Source organism: Flavobacteriaceae bacterium (assembly GCA_014075215.1).
Taxonomy (GTDB): domain Bacteria; phylum Bacteroidota; class Bacteroidia; order Flavobacteriales; family Flavobacteriaceae; genus Polaribacter.
This window is the reverse complement of sequence record CP046177.1, coordinates 1,118,028-1,142,004: the sequence shown is the minus strand read 5'-3', so window position 1 is coordinate 1,142,004 and position 23,977 is coordinate 1,118,028. Positions and strand designations below refer to the sequence as shown.

Genomic DNA, 23,977 nt, shown 5'->3' with positions numbered 1-23,977 from the left:
CCATATATGGTATGTTACCCATTTGTAATGTACGCATTAAATCCGAAAAACCAGAGTATACGTATCCCGCTGAGCAAGTAGGTATCTATTATTAATTCAGTGAGACCTTTGAAAAATTGATTTGACAAAAAAGTTCGATGCCCGAAGAAAATTTTCAACCGGAATAACCTGTTGGTTTTGAGGATTTAAAATTTTCGAGAAGGAAGAAATTTGAAATCAAATACGGAATATATCACTATTTTGCAAAGGTCTCTCAGTTCTATTCCCTGTACGCAAAGCATCAGTGGGAAATACCTAATGGCCCATCAGCATGCGGACTATAAGGTCTCTAAACTAACCGAACTACTACCTCAGAACTTCAACAAAATACATACGCCTGAATAGCAAAAAAACAAATAAGGTCAATCTACAATCCTATTTGCTAATACCATAGACCTACTTAGTCATCAGCATACTGTTTAAATATTCATTTTGTTATTAAATAGCTTAGTGAAATTTGTCGTATACCCTGTAAAAATCCTACGATATATTAAACAGGAGAAAAATAACTACGTAAGGCACTAAAGGCACTACTCCCCACAGCTCTTGCAGTACCCCATCTTGCCCAAGACATCACAGTACTACTTTGACGTAATGCGTGTATTCCACTGCTTGCCAAACTGCTCACAGTATCATCCATGGTCGATCCCACACCTGTGATATGACCAAGAGCTGTGACTGCTGCACCTAATGCCAAGCCACTTGACAATGCTGCACCACCCAATAAAACTGACGCCGCGCCAGCAATAATACCACCAGTTACCGAACCTGGTCCAACGACTCCTCCTACGCCACCGGCAATACCACCACCTATAGAGAGGCTGGCTTCAGCAGTACCTGTATTTTGTGGTACGTGGCGTAATATCATACTAAGCAATCGCAAGCGCGTTGAACCTGTCAATCGAGCGGCTATCCTACCAATATTACCTATCCTAACCAGATTATCCAATCTTCTTCCCAGTTGTGAGCCTAATGCACCTCCGATACCAGCCCAGTAACCCGCTCGCGATGCTTCCCCTGAATTACTTGCTATCAAACCACCGATCGCTCCGCCAATACCGGCACCCAAACGTCCCATTCGCGTTGCTCCGTGTTGATTGGCAATACCTACTGCCATACCACCTGCAGGTGCTGACAGAGTAGTATGTTCAGGACGCCCCAGTGCAGATTCTATCATACCCGCACCTGTACCTACCGCAGCTCCAATAGCTGTATCGCCACCAAACGCTGTGGCAGTAATACCTCCCAGGGCAGCACCAGTAATGTACGGGTGTCTTGCTGCGATTTTACTTAGGTATTTTTGCATCTTACCAATCATCCATTTACCAAATCGTTCTGGTCCGAGGATGGCAATACCAAGAAAAGTAAGGGTAGGCACAAATCTATATAGAAAGGGAAGAGGATTTCCCTGTAACGAGGAGGTGAAAATACCTTTTGCCAAGCTTTTTCCAGCCGCCTTTAAATAGGTTAGACGTGAACCACGCCGAATTGCATCTGCTGCGGAGTCTTGTTCCTGCATAAATTCCAATGTCGCTTCAACGGCGGTATAAAAACGATACGAACGAGTGCCATCAGGATCAACCAGCGTAACGGGATTGTTTTGAACCATTCGATATAAATTCAATCCATCCGCACTTTCCTCAGGGTCTGTATTCAACCACCTGCCTATCCAGGACTGGTAGTAACGATACCCATAATAGTAGAGTCCGGTAGTATCCCGTTCCTTACCCGAGTATTTGATGGTTTTGTAATCTGCTTCTACTTGGCTTCTGGCAGCCCATACCGCTGTACCTCCGTAAGGAAAATACTCTTCCTGGCTAATAACTTCTGCATCTTCATCCAATTCCAATAACGAAGATCCCAGATGATCGTCAAAGCTATAGCGTACCTGATCGTCTGTAATATCTGTGGGTTTCCCCGATTCCCAGTGCAACATTCGTACTCCGGCACGTCCTGCCTTTTCCATGGTTAATACATGCAGTTCTTCTTTTACTGTAGCTCCGTTTTTCTTGATGCGCAATTCCAAACCAGGCAAGTAGATGACCTGTTGACTGGTTGTACTTCCGGAAGCCAATTGTTCTGCATACTTTACCAACCGCATGCCATCACCTGTATAGCGGTAATATTCCGCATCATTGGTATCTCCCTCTCGTTCAATAATGGTGACTGATTCCAATTGATTGCGTTTATTCCATTGCAATGGTTGACCCGGTTGCAAGGCTAATAGGTTGCCATTGGCATCAAATTGCCCTTCTATATCGGTTTGCCCGGTTTCCCAATCTTTTATGGCACGGTTGGAAGTACCTGAAACCAAGATGTTGGTGGTATAAGAAGCAGCTCCGGTATGTTTGATTTGTTCCAAGTTTCCTCCGGCATCGTAAGCGTAGTTCCGGGTATAATTCACCATTTGATTGGTATTGATCGGAATAGTAGGATCATCAGGGATGACTGAAGATGTACTGTTAGAGTCATTTTCCCTGCCTGTTGCTTGTGTCAGTTGATAAATCGTATCATATGTAAAGGTACGTAGCGCATCTATTTGTTGATTTTTATAGTAACTCGTAGCAACGGCTTCGTCTTTAACGGAGGTAATGTTACCCACAGGATCGTAGGTATAGGAAAAGTCCTGAAGGGTATCAAAAGATCCTTCATCAGTGTCTGGTCTCATTGCTGAAAGTCGAATCAACCGTTGCGTTTCGGGTTCGTATTGGTAGCCGGTACGGACTCCGTTGCCTGCGTTTTCTTGCAGTACCTGACCGGCTGGACTATAGGAAATGCTTTCCAAAACGGTTGTTTTTGAGCCATTTTTTGGAGTCAACGAAGTACTTTTCAATTGTCCGGCTATGTTGTACGTCATTTCCCGTAAGTTGTCTTTGGCATCTGACAAGTTGAGCGGGTTATCCAGTACATCGTAGGTTTCTTCTGTGGTATAGGTTGTGGAGATATCTAATAATGATTCCCAATTTGTTTCGTCTCCTTGCCAATCAGTTTCTTGAGAGAGATTCTTGAGCAGGTTTCGGCTTTGCTGTAATGTTTGACCGCTGATAGAACGACTTTCTATGGTTAGCAGTCCGGCAGTATCGTAATGCTTTACGAGTTGACTTTGTAGATTGTAGCCAGCTGTGGCATTGTCATCATAGACAAAACGTTCTCTAATTTGTTCGGTATCTCCGCTACTGTGTTCTATCATAGTGGTAATGCGTCCCAAACCTCCTTCTTCATATTCAAAACGTTGTATGGTATCCCGTCCGTCTTGTTGCCATAGTGGACGCCCTTCGATATCGGATAGCTGAACAAGTGAGCCATTATCTACCCCTTCGGTTTTTAATACCTGACCACTAAGCGAATTGATATACTGAAAGTTAGGGCTCGTCAGACGAGCATCCTGTATATTTTGCTGATGGCCCAATGCATTGTATTGGGTAAAGCTGATACGTTCTTCGGGGTCAGTATTTACATCTTTTCGATAATAGACCAATTGTCGAATTCCCAATCCACGATTATCTGTTACCGAAATGGTAGGGGTGTTGGCGTGTATGTTGGTGTTAGTTGTCATAAATTGATTGTATTATGATTCGGGGTTAAACGTGTCATTTTCGTCTTCGGAAACGTTAAACCAGGGAAAAAAGTGAACGCGCTTTTCATAGCCCTTGGCAGTCACCACCTTGTATTCTCGCCCAGTCGGATCATAGAGATGAACGTCGGCATACATATCTTCACGAGTACTGTCATCAATAACATACTGCCAACTATTTAAAAAATAGGGCTGGTAGCTTCGAATCGCTTGTCCCTTGTTGTCGTATTCGGTTTTGCCGGTTACTGCCCAGCGTTCGTCGGATTCCTCCTGAACAGCTTGATCGTCATCACCCACTTGTAAATTCCCTGTGGGCAGGCGAACGTAAGCAGTACCCGTTTCTACTTTTTGACTTGCCTGTAAAGTACGGCCGAATCCATCACTAAAAACTACTTGCTTTTGTAATTGTTGGTTCGTATCCTCAAAATAGGCATCCGCATTTACCTGAATGGTGTGTGGCGGTTCAGGTGGATTGTCAGATTCCAATTCCTTTAATTGTTCAACAGTACCACCTCTGCGAAGCCAACGCCTGGAGGCGAGACGGCATTGCCTGCCTTGTACTGTGAGTACGTTGGTAGCATTGAGTTCTTGAACTAATGCTTCGGGTATCTTGCTAAGGTCAAATTCAGGCATCCAACTAAAAGGATCGTATACGGCAAATCCTGCCACAGGAATATTGTCTTCTAAGTCAACAGCATCTTGAATGGTTACAGGGGGTGCAAAAGGTTGATCATCAGGTGTAGGGAATCCTACATTGCTTCCATTTTCCATTCCCCAAAACCGAGAGGCAGTGACTCTTCCCAAAGCATCCAATTCCACCAGGTGTACATTGCCGTGTATGTCTATTTGTTTACAAGGTACTAAGAAACGATAGTTATACTCCATATTTTCGCTGTTACCCATGGGGTCGTCTGATTGAATGACAGCACAGGTGTAGGTGTCATAAACGAGCGTTGTACGTCCGACAAGTTGGGAATTCCGGGTTTCAACGGGGCGACAAAATCCACTTTGAGCTGCGTATTTTGTAAATCCCAGTTGAGCTGCCCAGACGTCTTCTTCATCACCATACGACAGTAGTCGTGGTGTTTTTTGATAGCCGCCATCAGTTAATTTATCTTCAAGTGCCTCTGTGCTAAGTACGTTATCAAAAGCGGTGAGTGCCTGATCGTCAAACTCAGCAGTTTCGGTACAGGCTACCAATCCCAGTATGGTAGGGGTTTCATTGATGTCTTCCGAATCGGGTTCGGTATAATAGGTTTTCTGCTGTCCGGCATAAATTCGCTCAGCGTCTGCACCCAATATATCCGTTACCGATTCAAAGCTGATCGAACCTGATGCATCCGGGTGTAACATATTAACCCGTTGTTCTGTGGGCAATCCCAATCGCCATTGCTCATTCTCAATATCGGTAATGTGATTGACTGCACTCAATGTTTCGGTAATGCGTAACACATTCTGTTGTGCATCATAACTGCTACTCCAGGCACTTTGTGGTACTACACTTGGATATGGGTTGGTACCGGGCTTCGATCTTCTGGGATATTGAATGGCAATCTGTTGTAACGGAAATCCGCAGGCATCCGTTTGTACTTGTATTTGTTGTGTACATTTCGGATCTTCCGGAATACGTTCGTAATGGTAGCTGAGTTGTTCTAAGGTGAAAGGTACCACCACCGGAGCTTGCGATGGACTGTCGGAAGCATTCTGAACGAGGCGTACCTGATAACGAAAGCTTTGTACAGTGTAGGGGTTTTCTTGTGCTGCTGATCCATCCAAACCATATACTTCTGTACGTAAAGGACTGCCTTTTAAGGCTCTAAACAGCCAATAGGAGTTGGATTCATCTGTTAAAGGTATATCTTCGGTATTAAATTCGGTCAGGTAGGTACTCCCTAATGTATATGCATCGTCATCGCCTTGCCAGTAGGCTGCTGTATATCGGGATTCGTCTTCTTGTTGGCCTGTATGATACCAACTTTTCGTAAGACTTGGAAAGGAAGTTACTTCGTCTTGTGTGCCGGCAGCGTTGTCATTCGTATCTGTGATATCTACCCGGCCAAAGCCTCGGAATTCTCTTTCTACACCATCGTAAAATCCGTGATAGTAGCCAGCGGTTTGAGTCAACCGGTTTCCTGTAATCTCATCCAGGGTTTGAATTTCTGCCACCAGATGTACGGGAAATGGTAAAAAACTCACTGTTTGGTTACCCCTTGCTTTTTCATCCAGCCAAAATTGTACCGAACTGCGGTATTGTAATGTATAGGCACCCCCTCTGTTGTTGTTGATCTCAGTAAGCAGATAAGGCTTTGCTGTTACCGGATTGAGTTGGAAATGACGTGGTACGATATGTGGAATACTGAATAAAATACTGCTGATGCCCAATCCTTGCATATCGCCAATACTGAGACGGCAGGTATCGTCAAAATGTATGCCTTCGGGGAAGGGAATTGCGATGGGAGTATCAAAACCATTGCCGCTTTGATTGGTAAAACAAAGCAAGGCATCAGAAGTTGCATATAAGATGTCCATAGCTCCGGATCCATCCAAATCGGCAAAATGGACACGATGAGGCTGAAAGGCGATGCCTTCGCCTAACTGAAACCCCGGAATGCTGATGGCTTCTCCAAAGCGGCCGTGTCCAAGATTCGGAAAGCATTCCACGCCATCTTGTGTGACGCGTACCAAATGTTGTTGTCCCGAACCCAGTACGTCAGCAAAGGCTACCAGTTCATGCTGATTGGCATCAAAGGCCGGCAACGCTTCACCATCGTGTAATACGGTGATGGCAGCACCAAAACCGTCACGTTTGTTGGGGTACCAACGAACGCTTTCCGGGCCGATCAAAGCCACATCGGGAAAACCGGCACCCGCCATATTGCCCAGTTGTACATTAGGATATGCAAATTCAACGGGTATGGCAGACAACGGGGTAAAGGATGTCCACGTATGATCCGGGTTGCTGCTGTAGTACCCTGCATAGCTATGTTGGCTTATGACCCAGTTGAGTTTTCCGTCTCCGTTCAAATCCATCAAGGTTCCTCCTTCCCGGAGTGTGGGGATTTGCCGCAACCACTCGGTAGCTCCATACTGTACCGCGTTGGAGTCATTGTCTTTGGAAGCATCGGAACGTTCCACGGAACGGTACTGCCAGCCTTTTCCATCTCGGTATAAAATGCCCGGAATGCCTTCTCCATAGAGGTCTACCAGTTGATAGTTTGTACCATTATCTATCCCCGTAAAGCCTTCCAATTCTTCCCATGTAGTTGCATCTGTGTTAATGGAATAATCCCGGTAATCGAATTCCAGAGGAGGAAGCAATACCTGAGAACCGTCTGTTTCCCATGCCGATTGCTCCGCCATGGCCAAACAGGAAACGACGGGGCTTTCATCATAGCAAAGTCTAAGTGCGGTAATCAATGTGGGCGATTCCGATCCGGTAGCTGCCCCTGCCAGTTCCTCAATTCTATGAAACAGCAGTACCTGGCGGCACAGGCGATAGCTGCGTACTTCAAATCCGTAATGAAAGGTAGAAAACGGATCGGAGCGTTTTGTCCAATTGCCTGATGTGTCAAATGCGGGTAGATCCGTGGCATTGCGCTCACCATAGTCAAACACCACCATAAAGAGCCAGTCGTCTTCCGAAATACCGGAGGCCTCCAGTGCATAAAAAGTGCTTTGTGGGGTTTTGTTCCCATAATATACCGTACTAATGTAACGTTGAGCAGTATCCGTTCGATCATTCTCTTCAAGCCCGGTGTCGTCTTCTGCCTGATATTGGTAATAAATATGTTCCTGTGTAGGGGTAAGGGTTTCTTCTATCAGCCACTCGGCAATTTGATTGGACTCACCAGGATTGGTAATGCGTGTGTGACTGTTTTTCCCTAACAGGTGTTGGTTGCCGTCGGAGGCATATAACAGCCAAAAGGCGTCTGTAGCATTGGATGATAGCCAATATTCAAGGCAATGAAAACTACTTTCTATTCTGGGACGGTATCGGGTAACGGTGTAGGTGTCTGCCAAAGAGCTACCTTGCAATGTGTCTTTTTGGTCTGTCAGCGGATTTCCGTCTGTATCCAGTTCCATCACCAAAACTTCGCCTTCAGTACCTATAAAATGATCGTTGCCAGCATACTGAGGAGTACCTTTGTTGGTTTGGCGCCGTATGGCAAGAAGCGGCAACTGCCAACCCAATCCGAACGGACTGTTTCCATTACCGCTTGTATATGAAAGGCTTAACTGAGGTGCAACACCACGCCCGGAAGAAACAGGCAGGGGTAAAGTATAATGAGCCATGCCATCAGAACCGATGCCACTCAACGCTTCGCCCATACCCTGGATGGTGCCTCCTCCTTTGGGTAAAACACTAGAGACGGTTTTTACACCTTTTTGTGATTGTTGTTGCATAGGGAGTGTTTTTTTAGTACTTAGTATTGAGTATTAAGTATTAAGTATTAAGTATGTAGTATTAAGTATATAGTAGGTATTTGTTCATCTTGATTTATTCATTAAGTAAGAAGTAGGGCTTTTTGACGTAAGACTGTTTTGTAGTTCAATTGCTATTTTGAAATTCGTAAATACATTTTCAAAATCCTCATTTCTAATCTCTCACCTCTCATCTCTATTTTCTTTAAAACCTCAACTTTCCAAAATGAAATATAAGACTGTTTTATTGTTAAACTATTGCTTCATGTCCAGTAAATATATTTTCATTAAAGATGATTTCGAGATAGTTCGACTAAGCTCATCATAAATCCTCAGTCATCATTTGGCTTCCCACTTCCCACTTTCCACTTTGAACTTTCCAACTTTATAACTTTCCAAACTTTTCAACTCCATTATATAAAAATATTATAATCAATATGGAACACGACATCACTAATGCTTTTGAATAAAGCTTCCTGAGCTTGATCTTCGCCTACGTTAAACACGTTAAAACCAAGGGTGCTATTCTCTGCTGTGGGATCCACCCCTTCAAAAGGCAAAAAGCGTTCGTCATTGTAGTTGAGTACCCACATTCCACTGTCGTTTTGCCCATGAGATAGGGTCACAAAGTTTCCGTTGTTATCCATAAGGGTAGCTTCTACATCTTGATAAGGTCCCAGAAGAGCAGGTAAACTAATGGCTACATTTTTGATCACCCGATTCCCTGTGGTATTGTAAGAACTACCAAGACTTAATAGGTTTAGTGTAATGGTTGCTGTAAAAATTGGATTTTCATCTGTTGACAATGCAAGTTCTAAACCTTCTATGGGAGTAAGTTCCTCACCATTGATCAATTTTTGAATTTCAGCAACTAAAGTAGTATCGTTGCTTCTACAGATTTGATCTACGGAAACGGTTTTGGTAGCCTCTAATCCTCGTTTGCTTTCTTCTAACCACAATCGATCGAGTTTTTGCAATTCCAATTGTAAACTTTCTCCTGCCAATAGCCCTTGGTACAAATCATTCCATGCAGGAGTGGTAAAGGCACTGGTAGCTTTGTCTGTGCTTGTTTCTTTGATGAGTGCTTCTTTGCACATGATACAGATAGGTAGTGTTGCATCGTACAATTGGTAATACAAGGATGACAAGCGGCCTACTATCCAGTTATACAATTCCTGTCCGGTAAATTTGGTAGTTTGAAATTCATAAAGGGCTTGGGCATTGGCGGCTTCCGTTTCGGCCAGTGTGAGTTGTTTTTGCGCCATCAATCGTTGTTCTTCCAAATTTTCCAGCTGGGCATCCAACTGCGCAATTTCGTTTTCGGCAATGTCTTTCTGCAACATCCAGTCTTCACGTCTTCTTCGATAGTTTTCGGTGATATCGGTAATAACAGCGGATTGTTCCGTTGCCATAGCTGTTAATTGCATCCCTTTGGCAATAGACCTTGGAATGGCACCGTATTTGGAACCTCCTACGGCAAAACCATACACATTGGGTACGGTATCTGCACCGCCTGCAATGGATTCGGAGATTGAAGAAGCAATATTGAGTGCTGCTGCCGTAGAACGCAATCCCAAAGCAGCTTGTTCTCCCGTAGAGATCCAATTGTTTACCAAGTTGGTATAATGAGTTTTGCGATTTTCGGCACCGTTTTTGGCTTCCGTAGTGTTGTCAATACTATACCCAATGGCATTTAAGTTGTTTTGCTGAATCTCAATTTGTTGTTTTGTGATGGCATTTTGCTGGGTTTGCATTAACAGGGTCAGGGCTTCATTATCTTGTTTTTCGATAGCAGTTAAGAGGCTGCTTCCAAACTGCATCAGGGCAGAAACGGCGGTTCGTGCCTTTTCAATCAGTATGGAGAAGCGATATTCGCTCAGTAGCCCGGTACCTCCCGTACTACTTCCAAAACCATCTCCTGAGACTTGTCGTACTTGTAAGTCTTTGGGTGATACAGGGGTAGCATATAGGGGCAATGACATGGGTTGCCCGTCTATGGTCAAACCATGACGTAGGTTGTAAAGTCGCAACTCTAGTGTATCCCAATAGATTAGCAGGTCTTCGTTGTAAGGAGGTAGAAAATGACCGTACTGTTCGCTTAGACTGGCTTGAAAAGACACTACCAGCGTAAGGTCTGTAGCACTTGAGGGTTCAGTAATATTACCAGCCTCCTCAGACAATGTGGGATTGGACCAACTGTTGTTGATACGGATTTCAGGATAAGGTCCCATTAGTTGACTTGCCTGAATGTAAAACATCTTGGCTTCTACCAGTGTGTCTCGTTCCAATTGACGATAGGCGGCATCTCCCCGATCGATCAAGAGTTGAATGGTGTGTTGAAAGATGGCCAGTTTGTACTGCATGGGATCGTTCATGGCAATCACATCCGGATCGGTGGTTTCCGGAATCTCGCTGTTCCAACTCGTATCTTCCTGTAAGGGGATGACATTCCAATAGCGAGGATTTCCATTGCCGTCTGTCTGTAGATTGCCATCTTCATCCCGATAGCCTGTACTGGAGAAAATGTATTTGTACCATGCTTCGGCTTCTTCAAAACGTTGTTCGGTGGCAAAGCGGTTGGCAATTAAAAACGGTAAATGGAAAAAGAGTTCCCAGATATAGATGCCGTAAGAGCAGTTAAAGATGTCTTCCCCAAAATCATCGGTAAGATCGGTTTGGGTATCGTAGTTAAACAAGCTACTGATTCCCAATGCCAGTATAGAAGGGGGAAGTTTTGGAGCGGTTAGGTTGACGTTTTGGGGTTGAGAATAATTCGTATCTGAATACAAAGTAAAGTTTCCTTGTAGGTAACCAGAGTAGGTAGCTGATAAATTTCCATTCATATATTGCTCTCTGTACTTTCCTGATCCATACCAATTTAAAAAATATTTACTTCCCTCATACTCCTCTATAAAATCTCCAATAAATGCGTAACTGGCTTCTGAATCTTGCAACGAAAACAAGATACCATAACCGTCTTTTTTCGTTTCAACTTTTGTAATACCCCCAGATGATAATACCAAGGAATTAAACAGACAACCATCGACAATACATTGACTAACTTTAGCATTTTGAGCCTCCTGATAGAATTTAAAACTATCATATTGAATAGGAGCTTGACTCCATAGACTTTCTTCTCCGACAATCTTTACTGGTTTGGGTCTCATTTGGGTTACTTTAAACTCATCATTTAGTTCAAAGCCCAGTCCTGCTTTGTCACAAAGGACTAACTGATCCGAGTCATCCACCGTAATCATGGCAAGCCCCCGATGGAAGCGTTTATGAAATTTTTCTTCCATACTGCCCGATACCTCTGTGTCTTTACGTTGCTGTTCTACAATTTTTAAACTATCACTGATCAGATTATCCATCTTACGATACGATTGCCATTTGCCTTCTTCGTCCAAATACCAGATATTAAAGAAATACACCGTTATATCCGTATCGTCTTTTCGTTGCTCCTCTTGGCTGCGCCAACTGACATGCAAACGTCCGTGATACCAAAACGGTGTGATGTATTCGGCGGTCTCGTCTATGGAGGCTCCTATTTTTTTCCATTCCGTCAAGGAGCCGGCTGTGGTTTTGCCGGTATCGTCCACTACCGTGGTATTCATACTTCGCCAGTAATACTGAAAAGGTGCTTCTTCGCTACGTCCTACAAAAAATACGGTATCTCCGTTTTTATGTCCGGAGATGGTGGTGAGTCGCGCCAAAACATCATAATCTACCAGGTATTTTTGTACTGCTTGGAGTACCTGATTTTCATTGAGCTTGCCCTGGTTGAGGGTCTGTTCCAGTTGCTGAAATAACTCGGTTTTACCATAACGTAACGTCGGGTCTATATAGCTCCCTGCATAGTATACTAAGCGTTCTTTACCCGCCCAGGTGGCATAACGTTTGTTGTAATCATTCCAATTGTACAGAAACTTATTGGGTGCATACAAGGTACTCATAGCCGTTTGATCTACCTCGGGGTCATATCCTTCTACACAACGATGAATATAGAGTTGCAGACTGGCAATGGCTTCTGCTATGGAAGCACTGGTTACCGCATCCGTAATTTGGGTATCCAGCAAAAGGTATTCATACAGATCATCCGGAGTTTGGATTTGATCTTTATAGGCATCAGGGACACAATTAGCAATATAATACGCCACATAGGCATCTCTACGTCTCTCTTTTACAGTACTTTTTACCTGATCCGATTGATGTGCCGCTATCAGATGTTCTGCAACCGTCCCTGTATCCACGGAACTGTCTGTTGCCATTTGATTCAGACTTCCCAGAGTTGTTCCGTCGGTTTCCAGTTGTAGGGCAAGGCGTACGTATGTTTCCAAAGTAAATACCTCTTCAAAGGCGAAAGGTACTTGTGTATCGGGAAACAGGTCAGTAGATACCGAAGTGGTCAAGTAGGTAGCCCACCCATGGATTTCTGCCAAATAGCTTTGTAGCGTTTCTACTTCTGATGGTTCCTCTAAATCTGCTTTATTTGCCATTGTAAAATACTGCATGCCCTCGTCTGAGGATACTACCAGACGTTGCTGCCATTCTTTGAGTCTTGAAATCATCAGGAGAAAAGGCAAACTAGGCGCGGGAAATGTACCCACCGCATTTCTTGCAGATAGTAGCTGATCAGAAGACGCATTGAATAAATGCAAGTCTTGTTCCGTTAAACGCCACTTTTGAGTAATCAGGGTATATTGGCTTAAAATTTGGCATTGTTGTATCAAAACGCTATTGGTGTCGGTGTTCAGGTCATCAAAGGTGGCGTCTCCTGATTGAAACAAGGTATATATGTTTTTCCAAAAATCAGCCAGTGTAAATATATCATTACTGTTTTCAATCCAATTGATGATAAAAGGTACTTGATTGGCTTTTAGGTTTAAGGTGCTATATCCTGCCGCAATGCCCTTGTAAAGAGCCTGTTCGTTCAACCCTTCCGCGTCCAATGTCTCTGTAGCCACAGGTATCGAATGAAATAAGTTTGACAAGAAATTAAACATTTTGGGTGTGGCCACCGCACTGTAATCGGAAGTAATATAAAAAGGCAGTTGCACAATCGGTATCTTATTGCGATCCAACCAGGAGAGTATATATTCCGTATCCCGGATAATGTGGAAAATTTGGCTATCAGTCGGGTCTTTAATAGTATCAAGTATGGAGTTGTCTTCAGGAGACATCATTCTCCATAAGTATTCGGCTTCACTGTAAGATAAGCCCAACATGCTTGGGATAAAGCCCATACGATACAGCTTTGCAGCTTCTTGTTCCGTAAGTTGTACGTAGGGATCCTTGTCGTAGCAAAATGTAGCAATACGCAGCAATTCGTCATTGGTCACTTGCAAAGCACTGCACAAAATGGCATTTTTATTCAACTGCTTTGCACTTGTATCGGTAAAGATAAGTTTTTCTCCCACGGAAAGTATCAGGCTTTGATCTGCATTGGAAAATAATTGCTGAAAGAAACTCTCCTTTTCAGCTTCGTGGTAGATACTTACCCGACCTGTAAAAGCTGCAAACTGATCGGCGGTAATGGCATAACGGTCCCGTAACCGGACAAACTCTCCAAGTGCCTCCATAATGGTAGCATCCAAAACAGGAAGGTCTGATGAATAGCCCAAAAGTCCTTCGTTAAGACTTTGAATCACCCAGTCCAATTCGTGGTATGCCATGGACATACTGTTTACCAGGCGTAACAGTTTCTGTACCCTACGATAGGTTTCTTCGCCCTCCGTACCTGTAAATACTTTTAACTCATTGGGTTCAGTGTCTGTATCTTCTTTAACGTACAGTCTTCTTACATCACTGATTCCTATGTATTTGGAACCATATTCCTCAATGTTTACAGCATTGGATAGGTTTGGTTTGTTATAGGCTAAAAAACGGCTGATATAAAGGCCATATCCACTAGCCCGATAATTTTTCTGCCCTGTCAAATCGATGAGCTTGTTAAAAGTGATGCCTGTTTTGGCGCAAAATGTATCCACAGGACTTACCGCATCTTGGAAGTCAGTAAAGTTATTTACATTTGGTTCATTATAAAGCGCTTTTAAGTCATCCAAATAACCGGAATCTTGTTCCGTAATGATAAAATCATAATTTTCAGGCATCAAGTTGAGATATTCCCGTCCGTAGTTGTTCGGACCTAAACGGTTAGCGGATACTATATCACAAGCATCAAAGGCTTCCTTTTCGTGGTCATACAGGATGTCCCAGACAACAGGCAGGTTCATATCCTGCGCTTCCAATACCGAACGAATTTGGGTAAGGCTGTCATCATACGGTAGGTTGACGGGGTAATAGGTTTCTTGAAGATCGCCCATAGAACCTTGCAGTACCTCCAGTAAAATATCCAAAGAAGTGACCTCTTTGTTCATTTGCTCATTACTCAATATAAGGTTTTGCAGGTCGGGTCTGCGATTGTTGATGTTTAGCTTATGACTCGCCGGGTGCAAGGTTTGAGCAATATAATACAATGAAGTAAGGTAACGGCCCGAAGAAAACAGCGATTGAATGGATGAGACATCGGCATAGCCATCTTCGGAACGTTCAGGGAAGAAGTCTTCAAATCCAGCATTATTACCCAAAGAACGGGCAAGGGCATCGTTAAAACTTTTGAGTATTGGGTTTACTGCCAGTTTGGGATTATTTGCAATGGCCGGATCGTTCCGTAGTTGATACGCACGAAACAATGCCTGAAGGTTGTGTACGCGTTGCTCGGCTTTTTCGTACAGCACTTTTGCCTCTTCCGCAGATAAAAAATCTACGCTTTGTTTAAAGGCAATTCTACTGGTGCCTGCAATATCGAAGATATTTTGATAGCCGGCATTTTGTAATCCTGTGATGGTTTGTTGGTTCTCAAGTTTTAATTGAATCTTTAGGTGTGTTTTAGGGGTCATGGTAGGTAGGTAAGTTTATAATAAATATGTAGGTGAAATTATGGACTGATTGAAGTTTTTCTTAAGATGTTTTTTGTATTGATCTCAAAAATACCGCTGGTAACCGTAGGATATTTTGACTGACTTATGACTTGCCGGAGTCCTTGAATATCCCCTCCTGTAGTGCTTTTAAAGCTTTTTTGCAAAACAGTCATGATGTCGGTAGTTAGGTTTTTACATCCGTAAGTTACACATTTTTTTTTAAAGTATATCTACAATGGTACATTTAAGTACGGCAACCTCACCCTTTTAAAACTCATACAATAATACCAATAACCTGTCTCACACCTATAGCCATCCTGTAGGTAACGACAGTATAGTATTGCTGGTTACAGGGCCAACCTCATTAATCCTATTAACAGCAAATAAAGTAGAAAAAATTACTGACAGAATTACCACCTTACTTTGTAAGGATTAGCGATACAACGATTGCTAATATTTCTCCCAATATATTGGACGGTCGTACAAATGGCAATCAACTGTCTATAATGGGAAAAGAATTTAAGATAAAGAAAACGTTTTTAAAAGAACTAAAAAAAAGAATGACGAATCGGTATCACTTTTAAGAATATCTACCGTAATACTGATATAACTTGGCTTTGGAATAAGAATAGCGAAGATAAAAATGCGTTATTGACAAATGAAGATACTGCAAATGATCATGAAAATAACCATTGGGGCAGTCGCTATAGAACCTTTTTAGAAGATTAGGTTAATTTTGCCCGAATCACTTGCTGTAACACTTTTTCCACACCAAAATCATTGTTGCTTTCCGTTGTGAAGCGAGCTGTTTTTTTGACATCATCATGTGCGTTTTTCATGGCATAACTGAAAGATGCTCGTTGTAACATCTCAATATCATTTAGATAATCTCCAAAAGCCAGTGTTTCATTTTGAGTAATATTCAACTTTTCCTGAACAACCTGTAAGGCATTTCCTTTATTTGCTTCAGGGTTAGAGATATCCAGCCAATTTTTACCTGAAATTTTTAAGAGCAGTTCATCTTTCAGGTGCCGTACTTTGGGGTATATATTTTTCTCAGAGCATTCGGAATGATACAAGGCAATTTTCAAAAAATCGGTATTATATACAACTTTGGTTAAATCCTCCACCATCTTATGATTCCCGTAATATTCTTTAAACATCGCAATAAGATGTTCGTCCGTAGATTCAACATAGGCAGTATCTTTTCCGCATAAAATAATAAAAATGTTCTCAATACTTCTAAGAGTGGGAATAATAGCTGCTATTTTTTTGGGATTCAGTGTTTGTAAAACCCATACGTCATCTTTCCTTTTTGCCATTCCTCCATTTTCGGCAATAACAGTAATGTCGTTTTTTACAGGGTTTAATTTATGGATAATACTATTGTATTGCCTCCCGCTTGCTGCTACAAAATGAACCCCCAGTTTTTGAAGTTGATAAAATAGCTCAAAAAACAGTTCACTAACTTTTTCTTGTGAGTTTAATAAGGTTCCGTCCATGTCTGAAACAATAAGTTTCACTTTTGATAGCTCCATGAAATGAAATAAGTTATAAATTTTAAATTCACAATATTAATTGATTAAAAAATTGAAAGATTGAGAAGGAACGCTAAATTTATTTTCAAATTAGTTGAACTTTTACAATTACGAACATAGTAAAAATAATCTGTTTCCTGCTATTTTAGCCTCTCTTGTTTTTTTAATGGCCTTAGTTCCCAAAACAACATGCCAAAAACAATCATATATTCTATACCCACAAACCATAAATTTTCTTTCCACGGATCATTGGCATATGCCTGATAACTTAAGATAATCGCTACACTCCAAACGATCGGATATCGATATTTGGTAAAAACCGACAGCAAAACCAAAGTGGCTAAATACCAGGGGTGCATGGTGGTGGTGGTAAAGTAATAAAAAGTGAGTCCTAGGAGTAAAGCTGTAATCAATTGCTGTGGTGATGTATTATTCCTGAAAAACGTAATCATTGCCAGAAAAATGACTGCAATACCGGGCATGATCTTCCCTATGATAGCAATTTCATTCCAACCTCTAAATAAATACCCTATTTCTCTGGCAATATAGTACAGGCTTGCATTAAATTCAAAATTTCGAAACCATAGCCCCACAGAGTTCGTATAACTACTTATCAATTCGGAGGAAAGAAAAGGAAGGAATAATAGCATATTAATTATTATAACAAGCATTCCAAAAGAAATAAATCGAAGAAAGCCTTTTATTATGTTAATAGCTTTGTTACCCTGAGCCTGATAAGCCGGAGTTGTAGTAAACCACTGAAAAAATAAGGGCAGAAATAAAAGCGGAATTAATTTCACGGAAACAGAAAGTCCTAAAACAACTGCTGCCCAGATCCATTTTTTTTGTAGTAATAAATGCAAACTCCATACTAAGAAAAACAGCATGACAGGTTCAAAGTGGAGATTTCCCGTTAGTTCAATAATGATAAACGGATGTAAGATATATAAAAAGATATAATGAACAGGCAAGTGTAATTGCTCTAAAATCTTTTTCCCAAAATAGATAATTCCAATATCTGCTAAAATGATTTGCAGTCGCATTACGATAACCGCTCCCAAAATACTGGAATTTGAAAAGATGGCAGCCATTAAAAAGCACAGTTGGTTTACAGGCGGATAATTGGTATAATGACTACCGTTTAGATCACCCATTCCGGCGTATAGTTCAACTGCTTGAGGAATTGGAAAGCTTCTTTGCTCTATATATGTTTGCGGCAATGAAATATACGGATTCAATCCTTCCAAAATCATTCTCCCGTCCCAGATAAACCGGTAGAAATCTTGCGACAAATTTGGAATGGCAAACAAAAAAGTCAATCGAAATAAAATAGCAATTGCCACCAAAAAAGAAAAATGATTGTTCTCCTTTCTTATAAAATAGAAAAAAGGAATAAGGAGACTTATATAGAGTGTTGTTAGTTGATAAAAGTTGGTTCTGTCCAGGTCATAGGCAAACAAAAAGTACAGCGCAACACTAACAATAATAGCTGTAATTGACCGGTATTTTTGAGAGAAAAACACGTATGATACTATTTTATATAGGTTACAAATTTTAAATTCACAATTATAAATCTTTATCTTCTCAATAGCAATTGATTGAGAGATTAAAAAATTAAAAGATTGAAAGATTTCTAAAATGTGCTGATGATGCTTCTTATCAATTCACAAGTGACCGGCATTTTTTAATTGGACAACAATGGTTTTTAACCCTGTTGAAAGTTTTTGGTGCATAGTATGCTAAAACAAGTACATTTACTATATTTCTGATTAAAAAATATTCAAATAAAAAATAAAAGAGCTTTTTTTAACACCTTATTATGGATGACCTTAACTATCTGGTCACAAGAAAAAAACGGTATCTAGCAGTTTATCCCCTCACAAACACCCGATGTTGCTGCTTTTAGTAAGATTCATTTTTTACCTGTCAGTGAATACACCGGAAAACCCGCTATTTCCATTCCCTTATATGAAATAAAACTGGGAAGCATGTCTATCCCCATTTCCATAGCTTATAATTGCGGAGGCATCAAAGTAGACGAGGTCGCTTCAAGTGTAGGATTGGGTTAGAGTCTAAACGCCGGAGGAAGTGTCGTTCGTCAAGTCAACGGATTACATGATCTAAAGCCTGCCGACTCACCGTCCGGCTTTGGAATCAAGGATATCTCTCGGATACACAGGGAGCAGATTGCTCGTCATATATCACCAGAGACGGAGAGCCGGATTACTTTTTTGCAAGTGCTCCCGGTTTAAATACCCGGTTTATTCCCGAGCTCAATCCCAATTATAACTATAATTTTCTGGATAAAGACCAGTACAAACTCAATGGTTTGGAGCTGAACAAACAAGGCAACATGATAAAAATGAAAGCCTGGCTATATAATTCAAACTTAGATCTACACCCGGGTAGCGGTGATGTTATAGCATACGCTCAGGGCCTTGTCAGTACAAAAATTACCAACACCCACGGATTTGTATATACCTTTAGCGATTTTTCCCTAAATGTAAACAGCAATCAGGTTACCAGTTGGGACGAAAGTAATTTCTCACCCTTACAACCCCTGCGTGTCAATCGTTTTATAGATACTCAAAAACTCACTACCCTGTTTGACCCCATAACCAATAGTTCGGTTCACTTTGACTATCACCTGCCTTATCAGCAAAATGAGTTTTGGAAAACAAAAGGAATTTTTAGGCCCGACCAAACGCTGGGCTCTAAAAATGTTCAGACAAACTTTCATAAAAAAAGAACGCTTAAAAAAATTCGTTTTGACCAGGGAGAGATCGTATTCTTTTATGAGTTTACCCGTTTGGACTTACCCGATTATTCAGGCAATATTGCTCTGGACAACAAAGCGTTATCAAAAATTATTGTAAAAGATGTACATGGAACCGTTATCAAAGACATTCGGTTTGTGTACTCTCATATTCGTTCTGTAGAAAACTGTTCCCAGCCCGAATGTTACCGATTGGTTTTGGATGAAGTCTATTTTGCACAACCCGGTGGGACAAATAGTATTCCGGGCTATACCTTAGAATACAATACAACAAAACTTCCTAAAAGAAATTCATGGGTTTCTGATTTTTTAGGATATCATAACGGAGAAGTAGCCTCCCCTGCTCCGACGACATCAGGTCATTATATTCCAAAGACCTACCATTATCCTAATAGTGGAAAATATTCGTTTTTACCTTTTGATATCGGAAATTCAAACTATACCCAACTACCGGGTAATTTCTCACTGGCCTCTAATGAAGCGTATGTCAGGGCAGCGCTTCTGGAGAAAATAACCTACCCCACAGGAGGGTATACCCTCCTGGAGAGTGAGTCTAACAACTTTATCTTACTGGGAAAACCATACAGGGAGGCGGGCTTAGAATAAAAAAACAACGCATCTACGGCCATGACCATTCCCTGGAAAGAGAGATTTCCTATCAGTACAAAAAAAGCAACGGACAAAGCTCGGGGACTATCATCAACCTACCCGATTCAATGACTACGTAATGGAAACTCCGGGATATAGCGGCTCGTATGACGGTCTTAGAATCTATCAGACCCAGCTGGCAAACTTAAAACTGACACAATCGTCTTTTGTAGGCTATTCCAGAGTAAAAGTATATGAAACAGGCAACGGATATACCCTTAAAGAGTATACATCTGCAGCAGACTACCCGAATACGGATGCAATCGTCAGCTTGCCGTCAAACCCTCACAACAGGGCAGTGCTCCGTATAAACAACGGCACTTTCCCCGATATGATGACAGATGCAGACCTCTTTAGAGGCAGTCTAAAAGAAGAAGCTGTTTACAATCAGGCCGGTCATTATGTGGCCAGAACCATCAACACCTACCAGCATAAAAGATATACATCGGTCCCTATCAGCAATTCGGTGATCAACTCCAGAGGATTAGACGCCGCCGAAGGATGTGATTATGCGCCGGTATTTATGTCGGAATCTGCTTCTATACATATCGAAAGAAACCTGCTTAAAGAGACTCAAAGCATCTCTTATCATTTAGACGGCAGTCAAATAAGCACTACTACCGCTTACGCTTATGAAGACAACTATCCGTTTGTCAGCGAGAAAAATGTGGCAAATTCGACAGGCAGCACTTATAAAACAAGGTATCATTACCCTTATAGCAATCCGCAGTTTGATATTCAATACACTACCGGTCCAAAACCCGCAGCACTTCCCTGTGAAGGAGAAAGTGATATCAGGCTGCCGCTTTTGGAACTTACCCAAAACAACAAGATCGCCACTCCTTTTTATGTAAAAGAATATAAAGACCGTAATCTGGTCAGCAATCAGTTGCTTTTATATAAAACGTATCAGTACACCCCAAAAGAGGGAATGCCTCCCAGGCTTATTGCCGGTGGAATCCCTATTGTTGAAAGCTCTATTAGCAATACCCGGGAAATACTCACAAAAGCTTCCCAGTGGAGCAATGATTACCATTGTACTCTTGATAAAGACCTGACAGCATATCAGATTCATTTGTATGATGACCATGCCAACCCGATAGAGGTTTCTTCAAGTGCCGATGCAGCACATACGGTTTTGATATGGGGTTATCAGGGCAGTCAATTACTGGCAAAGATAGAAAATGCCACCTTTGACGATGTTTCCGGCAGTACGCTTTTGGAGATTATTTCCAAATCCAATGCAGATGATGACAGCACTTTTGGAGATGCAGGCAATGAAGGGCAGCTGAGAGTAGCACTGGCAAAGCTCAGAAACCCCGCCTATTTTCCCAATCTTGTAAATGCGCAGATAACTACCTATACCTACGACCCTTTGATAGGAATCACCAGTATGACAGACGCAAGAGGAGAAACCCTATACTATACCTATGGCACTTTTAACAGGTTGGAATATATAAAAGACACTCAGGGCAATATATTAAGTAAAAATCAATACCACTATAAAAACTAAAGACGATGAAAAAGCTACTTTATATCTTATGGTTTATTCCCATGGCAGTATGGGCACAAACCGGTACGGAAAATTATGTTAAAAATACGATCTTTAAAGTAAGAACCACAGACGGAAATACAAGTGCTGCCAACGCAGCAGCCCTGACTCATGACCAAAAAGCAGAACGCATTACGTACTATGACGGTTTGGGAAGACCCGTACAAAATATTGCCAAACAAGCAGGAGGCAATAAAGAGGATATCATTATCCATACGACCTATGATGCGTATGGCAGACAGATAAAACAATACCTGCCTTATGCTAAGGGGAGCAATAATGAAAATATAAGAAGCGGAGATATGTCCGTAGCAATCAATGCGTTTTATAAAAGCAAATACCCGGAGGATTTTACGGGAATGGCACCGGCTGAGGTAAATGCCTATTCCGAGAAAGTGTTTGACAACTCTCCGTTAAACCTGATTTTAGAGCAGGCTGCGCCCGGCAAGGATTGGAAAGTAGGAAACGGACATACCATAGCCTATGACTACAGTACCAATTCAGCCCATGAAGTGTTGCGTTTTGGAGTACAGGTTAACGCAGGCACCGCATCGCCGGAACTCGTCATAGCCACCGGTTATTACCCTGCCGGCGAAGGCTACAAAACCATTACCAAAGATGAAAATTGGAGAGCAAGCGACGGAAAAGACCGTACTACCGAAGAATTTAAAGACCTGATGGGCAGAGTGTTGCTAAAACGTACCTATAACAACCAACAGCTTCATGATACCTATTATGTATATGACGATTTTGGTAATCTGACCTACGTATTGCCTCCGCTGGCATCAGCAAAAACCAATGTATACCAGACAGGCATGCAAAGCTATACTGCCGGTACTTTCCTCACAGGAGGGAGCCCAACAGGTACCGTTACCTTTGGTATAGAACAAACCGCACCGGGAACTTTTGAATTTGTTGCCGACTTTGATTTGCAAAACCTGGCAAACAGTACCTTTAAAACAGGGTATATTATGGATTTGCCTCACACTCATCCGGCTATGGGTAGCCATACCTATTTGGGCGGTGCATCGGTTTCGGAATCTTCGGGTGGGGTGTTTGCCTACAGGTATGTGAGCTACTATGCAAGAGATGGTAAATTATACGCCTATGCGGCGGATATAGTTCCAACGGTGTCAATACCTTGGTGATTTCGGATTTTGACAGGACGACAAGAGTCAGCCTGCCTCAGAACCTGCCTTTAGATTAGCAAATAGAAATAATTACTTAAAATAAAAACATAATAGTTATGATGAAATTTCTTTTTTTGCTTCTTTTTTTCTTTGTTAATAACTCTTATTTTGTTGATAACCAAAAACACAAAAGAACGGAGTGAACTTTAGCGGCCAGCTAGCTTTTTAGAGCCATCCCCCGTATTAGTCTCCGTTCTTTTTAAAAGTTACTTAGAACCATATAGAATTTCAGTTTCTGCCCTTATTAAAGGTCTTAGTTTAAGTAACTATTATTAATATCTAATTACAAAATTATGAAAACAAATGAAATTATCGGAATCGATGTCAGTAAATTATTAATTGATGTTTGTATCTATTCTAAACAAATTGTTCAACAGTTTGAGAACAGTAAATCTGGATTTAAATTAATGCTAAAGTGGAGTTTTAAAAATTCGTCTTTCTCTAAAGAAGAAACCATGTTTGTATTTGAACATACAGGAATGTACTCTCATTTATTATCTGTGTCTTTAACTGAACAAAAATTATCTTTTTTCATAGCTTCTGGTTTAGAAATTAAAAGATCTATTGGTATTGCTCGTGGAAAGGATGACCAAATTGATGCCAAACGCATTGCTCTATATGGGTATCGATTAAAAGAAGAACTTAAACCCAGTAAGCTACCTAAAAGAAGTATATTACAACTAAAAAGTCTCTTATCTTTAAGGACAAAACTTAACAAACAAAGAGCTGGTTTTAAAGTTACTTTGAAAGAACAAAAAAGAATTTATAAAGCAAAAGAGTATAAAATAATCTTTGACGTTCAACAAAAAATGATTGCAGAACTAACCAAACAAATACACAAGATTAATACTCAAATGCAAGCTATTATTGACCAAAATATAATGTTAAAAGAAACCTATAAACTTGTTACTAGTGTTAAAGGTATAGGAATGCAAACTGCTATAATGATGATTGTGTTTACTGACAATTTTTCAAAATTTGAAAACTGGAGAAAGTTTGCCTCTTATTGTGGTGTTGCTCCTTTTCCTTACCAATCTGGAACTAGTATTAAAGGACGTACAAAAGTCTCTCATTTGGCTAATAAAAAATTGAAAGCAATTATTAATATGTGCGCTATTTCTGCTATACAACATAACCCAGAAATGAAATTATACTATCATAAAAGAATAAAACAAGGCAAAAGTAAAATGAGTACCGTTAACATTATTAGAAACAAATTAATAGCAAGAGTGTTTGCCGTTGTCAAACGACAAACACCCTATGTAGATACTTTTAAATTTGCTGCATAAATTAGTAAAAATAATATCTCAACTTTTAC

9 protein-coding genes are annotated in these 23,977 nt (G+C 41.2%); 4 read left to right on the top strand and 5 right to left on the bottom strand.

Annotated features, from left to right (window positions below):
• Positions 1–529: 529 nt before the first annotated feature.
• The 5 genes from GKR88_05840 to GKR88_05820 form a co-directional block, all read right to left on the bottom strand.
• Positions 530–3,595 (bottom strand): hypothetical protein, encoded by a 3,066-nt coding sequence (locus GKR88_05840; protein ID QMU63859.1) that lies wholly within the window; start codon positions 3,593–3,595, stop codon positions 530–532.
• 12 nt (positions 3,596–3,607) lie between these two features.
• A complete protein-coding gene (locus tag GKR88_05835; protein ID QMU63858.1) occupies positions 3,608–8,017 on the bottom strand; it encodes a hypothetical protein in 4,410 nt (1,469 codons plus the stop codon).
• Between the two features lie 431 nt (positions 8,018–8,448).
• Positions 8,449–14,934: a hypothetical protein gene (locus GKR88_05830; GenBank protein ID QMU63857.1), complete on the bottom strand. Its 6,486-nt coding sequence runs from the start codon at positions 14,932–14,934 to the stop codon at positions 8,449–8,451.
• A 746-nt stretch (positions 14,935–15,680) separates the two neighbouring features.
• Entirely contained in the window at positions 15,681–16,493 is an 813-nt protein-coding gene (locus GKR88_05825; GenBank protein ID QMU63856.1) for a Cof-type HAD-IIB family hydrolase, read from the bottom strand.
• 140 nt (positions 16,494–16,633) lie between these two features.
• Positions 16,634–18,016: a mannosyltransferase gene (locus GKR88_05820; protein QMU63855.1), complete on the bottom strand. Its 1,383-nt coding sequence runs from the start codon at positions 18,014–18,016 to the stop codon at positions 16,634–16,636.
• Between the two features lie 839 nt (positions 18,017–18,855).
• On the opposite strand from GKR88_05820, the gene GKR88_05815 reads away from it, so the two are divergent.
• The 4 genes from GKR88_05815 (at position 18,856) to GKR88_05800 (ending at position 23,948) form a co-directional block, all read left to right on the top strand.
• Positions 18,856–19,875: a hypothetical protein gene (locus tag GKR88_05815; protein ID QMU63854.1), complete on the top strand. Its 1,020-nt coding sequence runs from the start codon at positions 18,856–18,858 to the stop codon at positions 19,873–19,875.
• A 121-nt stretch (positions 19,876–19,996) separates the two neighbouring features.
• On the top strand, positions 19,997–21,430 hold the full coding sequence (locus GKR88_05810; GenBank protein QMU63853.1) for a hypothetical protein: 1,434 nt from the start codon (positions 19,997–19,999) through the stop codon (positions 21,428–21,430).
• A 5-nt stretch (positions 21,431–21,435) separates the two neighbouring features.
• A complete protein-coding gene (locus GKR88_05805; GenBank protein ID QMU63852.1) occupies positions 21,436–22,617 on the top strand; it encodes a hypothetical protein in 1,182 nt (393 codons plus the stop codon).
• 335 nt (positions 22,618–22,952) lie between these two features.
• Entirely contained in the window at positions 22,953–23,948 is a 996-nt protein-coding gene (locus tag GKR88_05800; GenBank protein QMU63851.1) for a transposase, read from the top strand.
• Positions 23,949–23,977 lie beyond the last annotated feature (29 nt).

Bases quoted from the DNA above. Each gene is read 5' to 3' on its own strand.
- GKR88_05810 (QMU63853.1), top strand. From the start codon at position 19,997: ATGGAAACTCCGGGATATAGCGGCTCGTATGACGGTCTTAGAATCTAT.
- GKR88_05835 (QMU63858.1), bottom strand. From the start codon at position 8,017: ATGCAACAACAATCACAAAAAGGTGTAAAAACCGTCTCTAGTGTTTTA.
- GKR88_05800 (QMU63851.1), top strand. From the start codon at position 22,953: ATGAAAACAAATGAAATTATCGGAATCGATGTCAGTAAATTATTAATT.
- GKR88_05825 (QMU63856.1), bottom strand. From the start codon at position 16,493: ATGGAGCTATCAAAAGTGAAACTTATTGTTTCAGACATGGACGGAACC.
- GKR88_05815 (QMU63854.1), top strand. From the start codon at position 18,856: ATGAAAGCCTGGCTATATAATTCAAACTTAGATCTACACCCGGGTAGC.
- GKR88_05830 (QMU63857.1), bottom strand. From the start codon at position 14,934: ATGACCCCTAAAACACACCTAAAGATTCAATTAAAACTTGAGAACCAA.
- GKR88_05840 (QMU63859.1), bottom strand. From the start codon at position 3,595: ATGACAACTAACACCAACATACACGCCAACACCCCTACCATTTCGGTA.
- GKR88_05805 (QMU63852.1), top strand. From the start codon at position 21,436: ATGAAAAAGCTACTTTATATCTTATGGTTTATTCCCATGGCAGTATGG.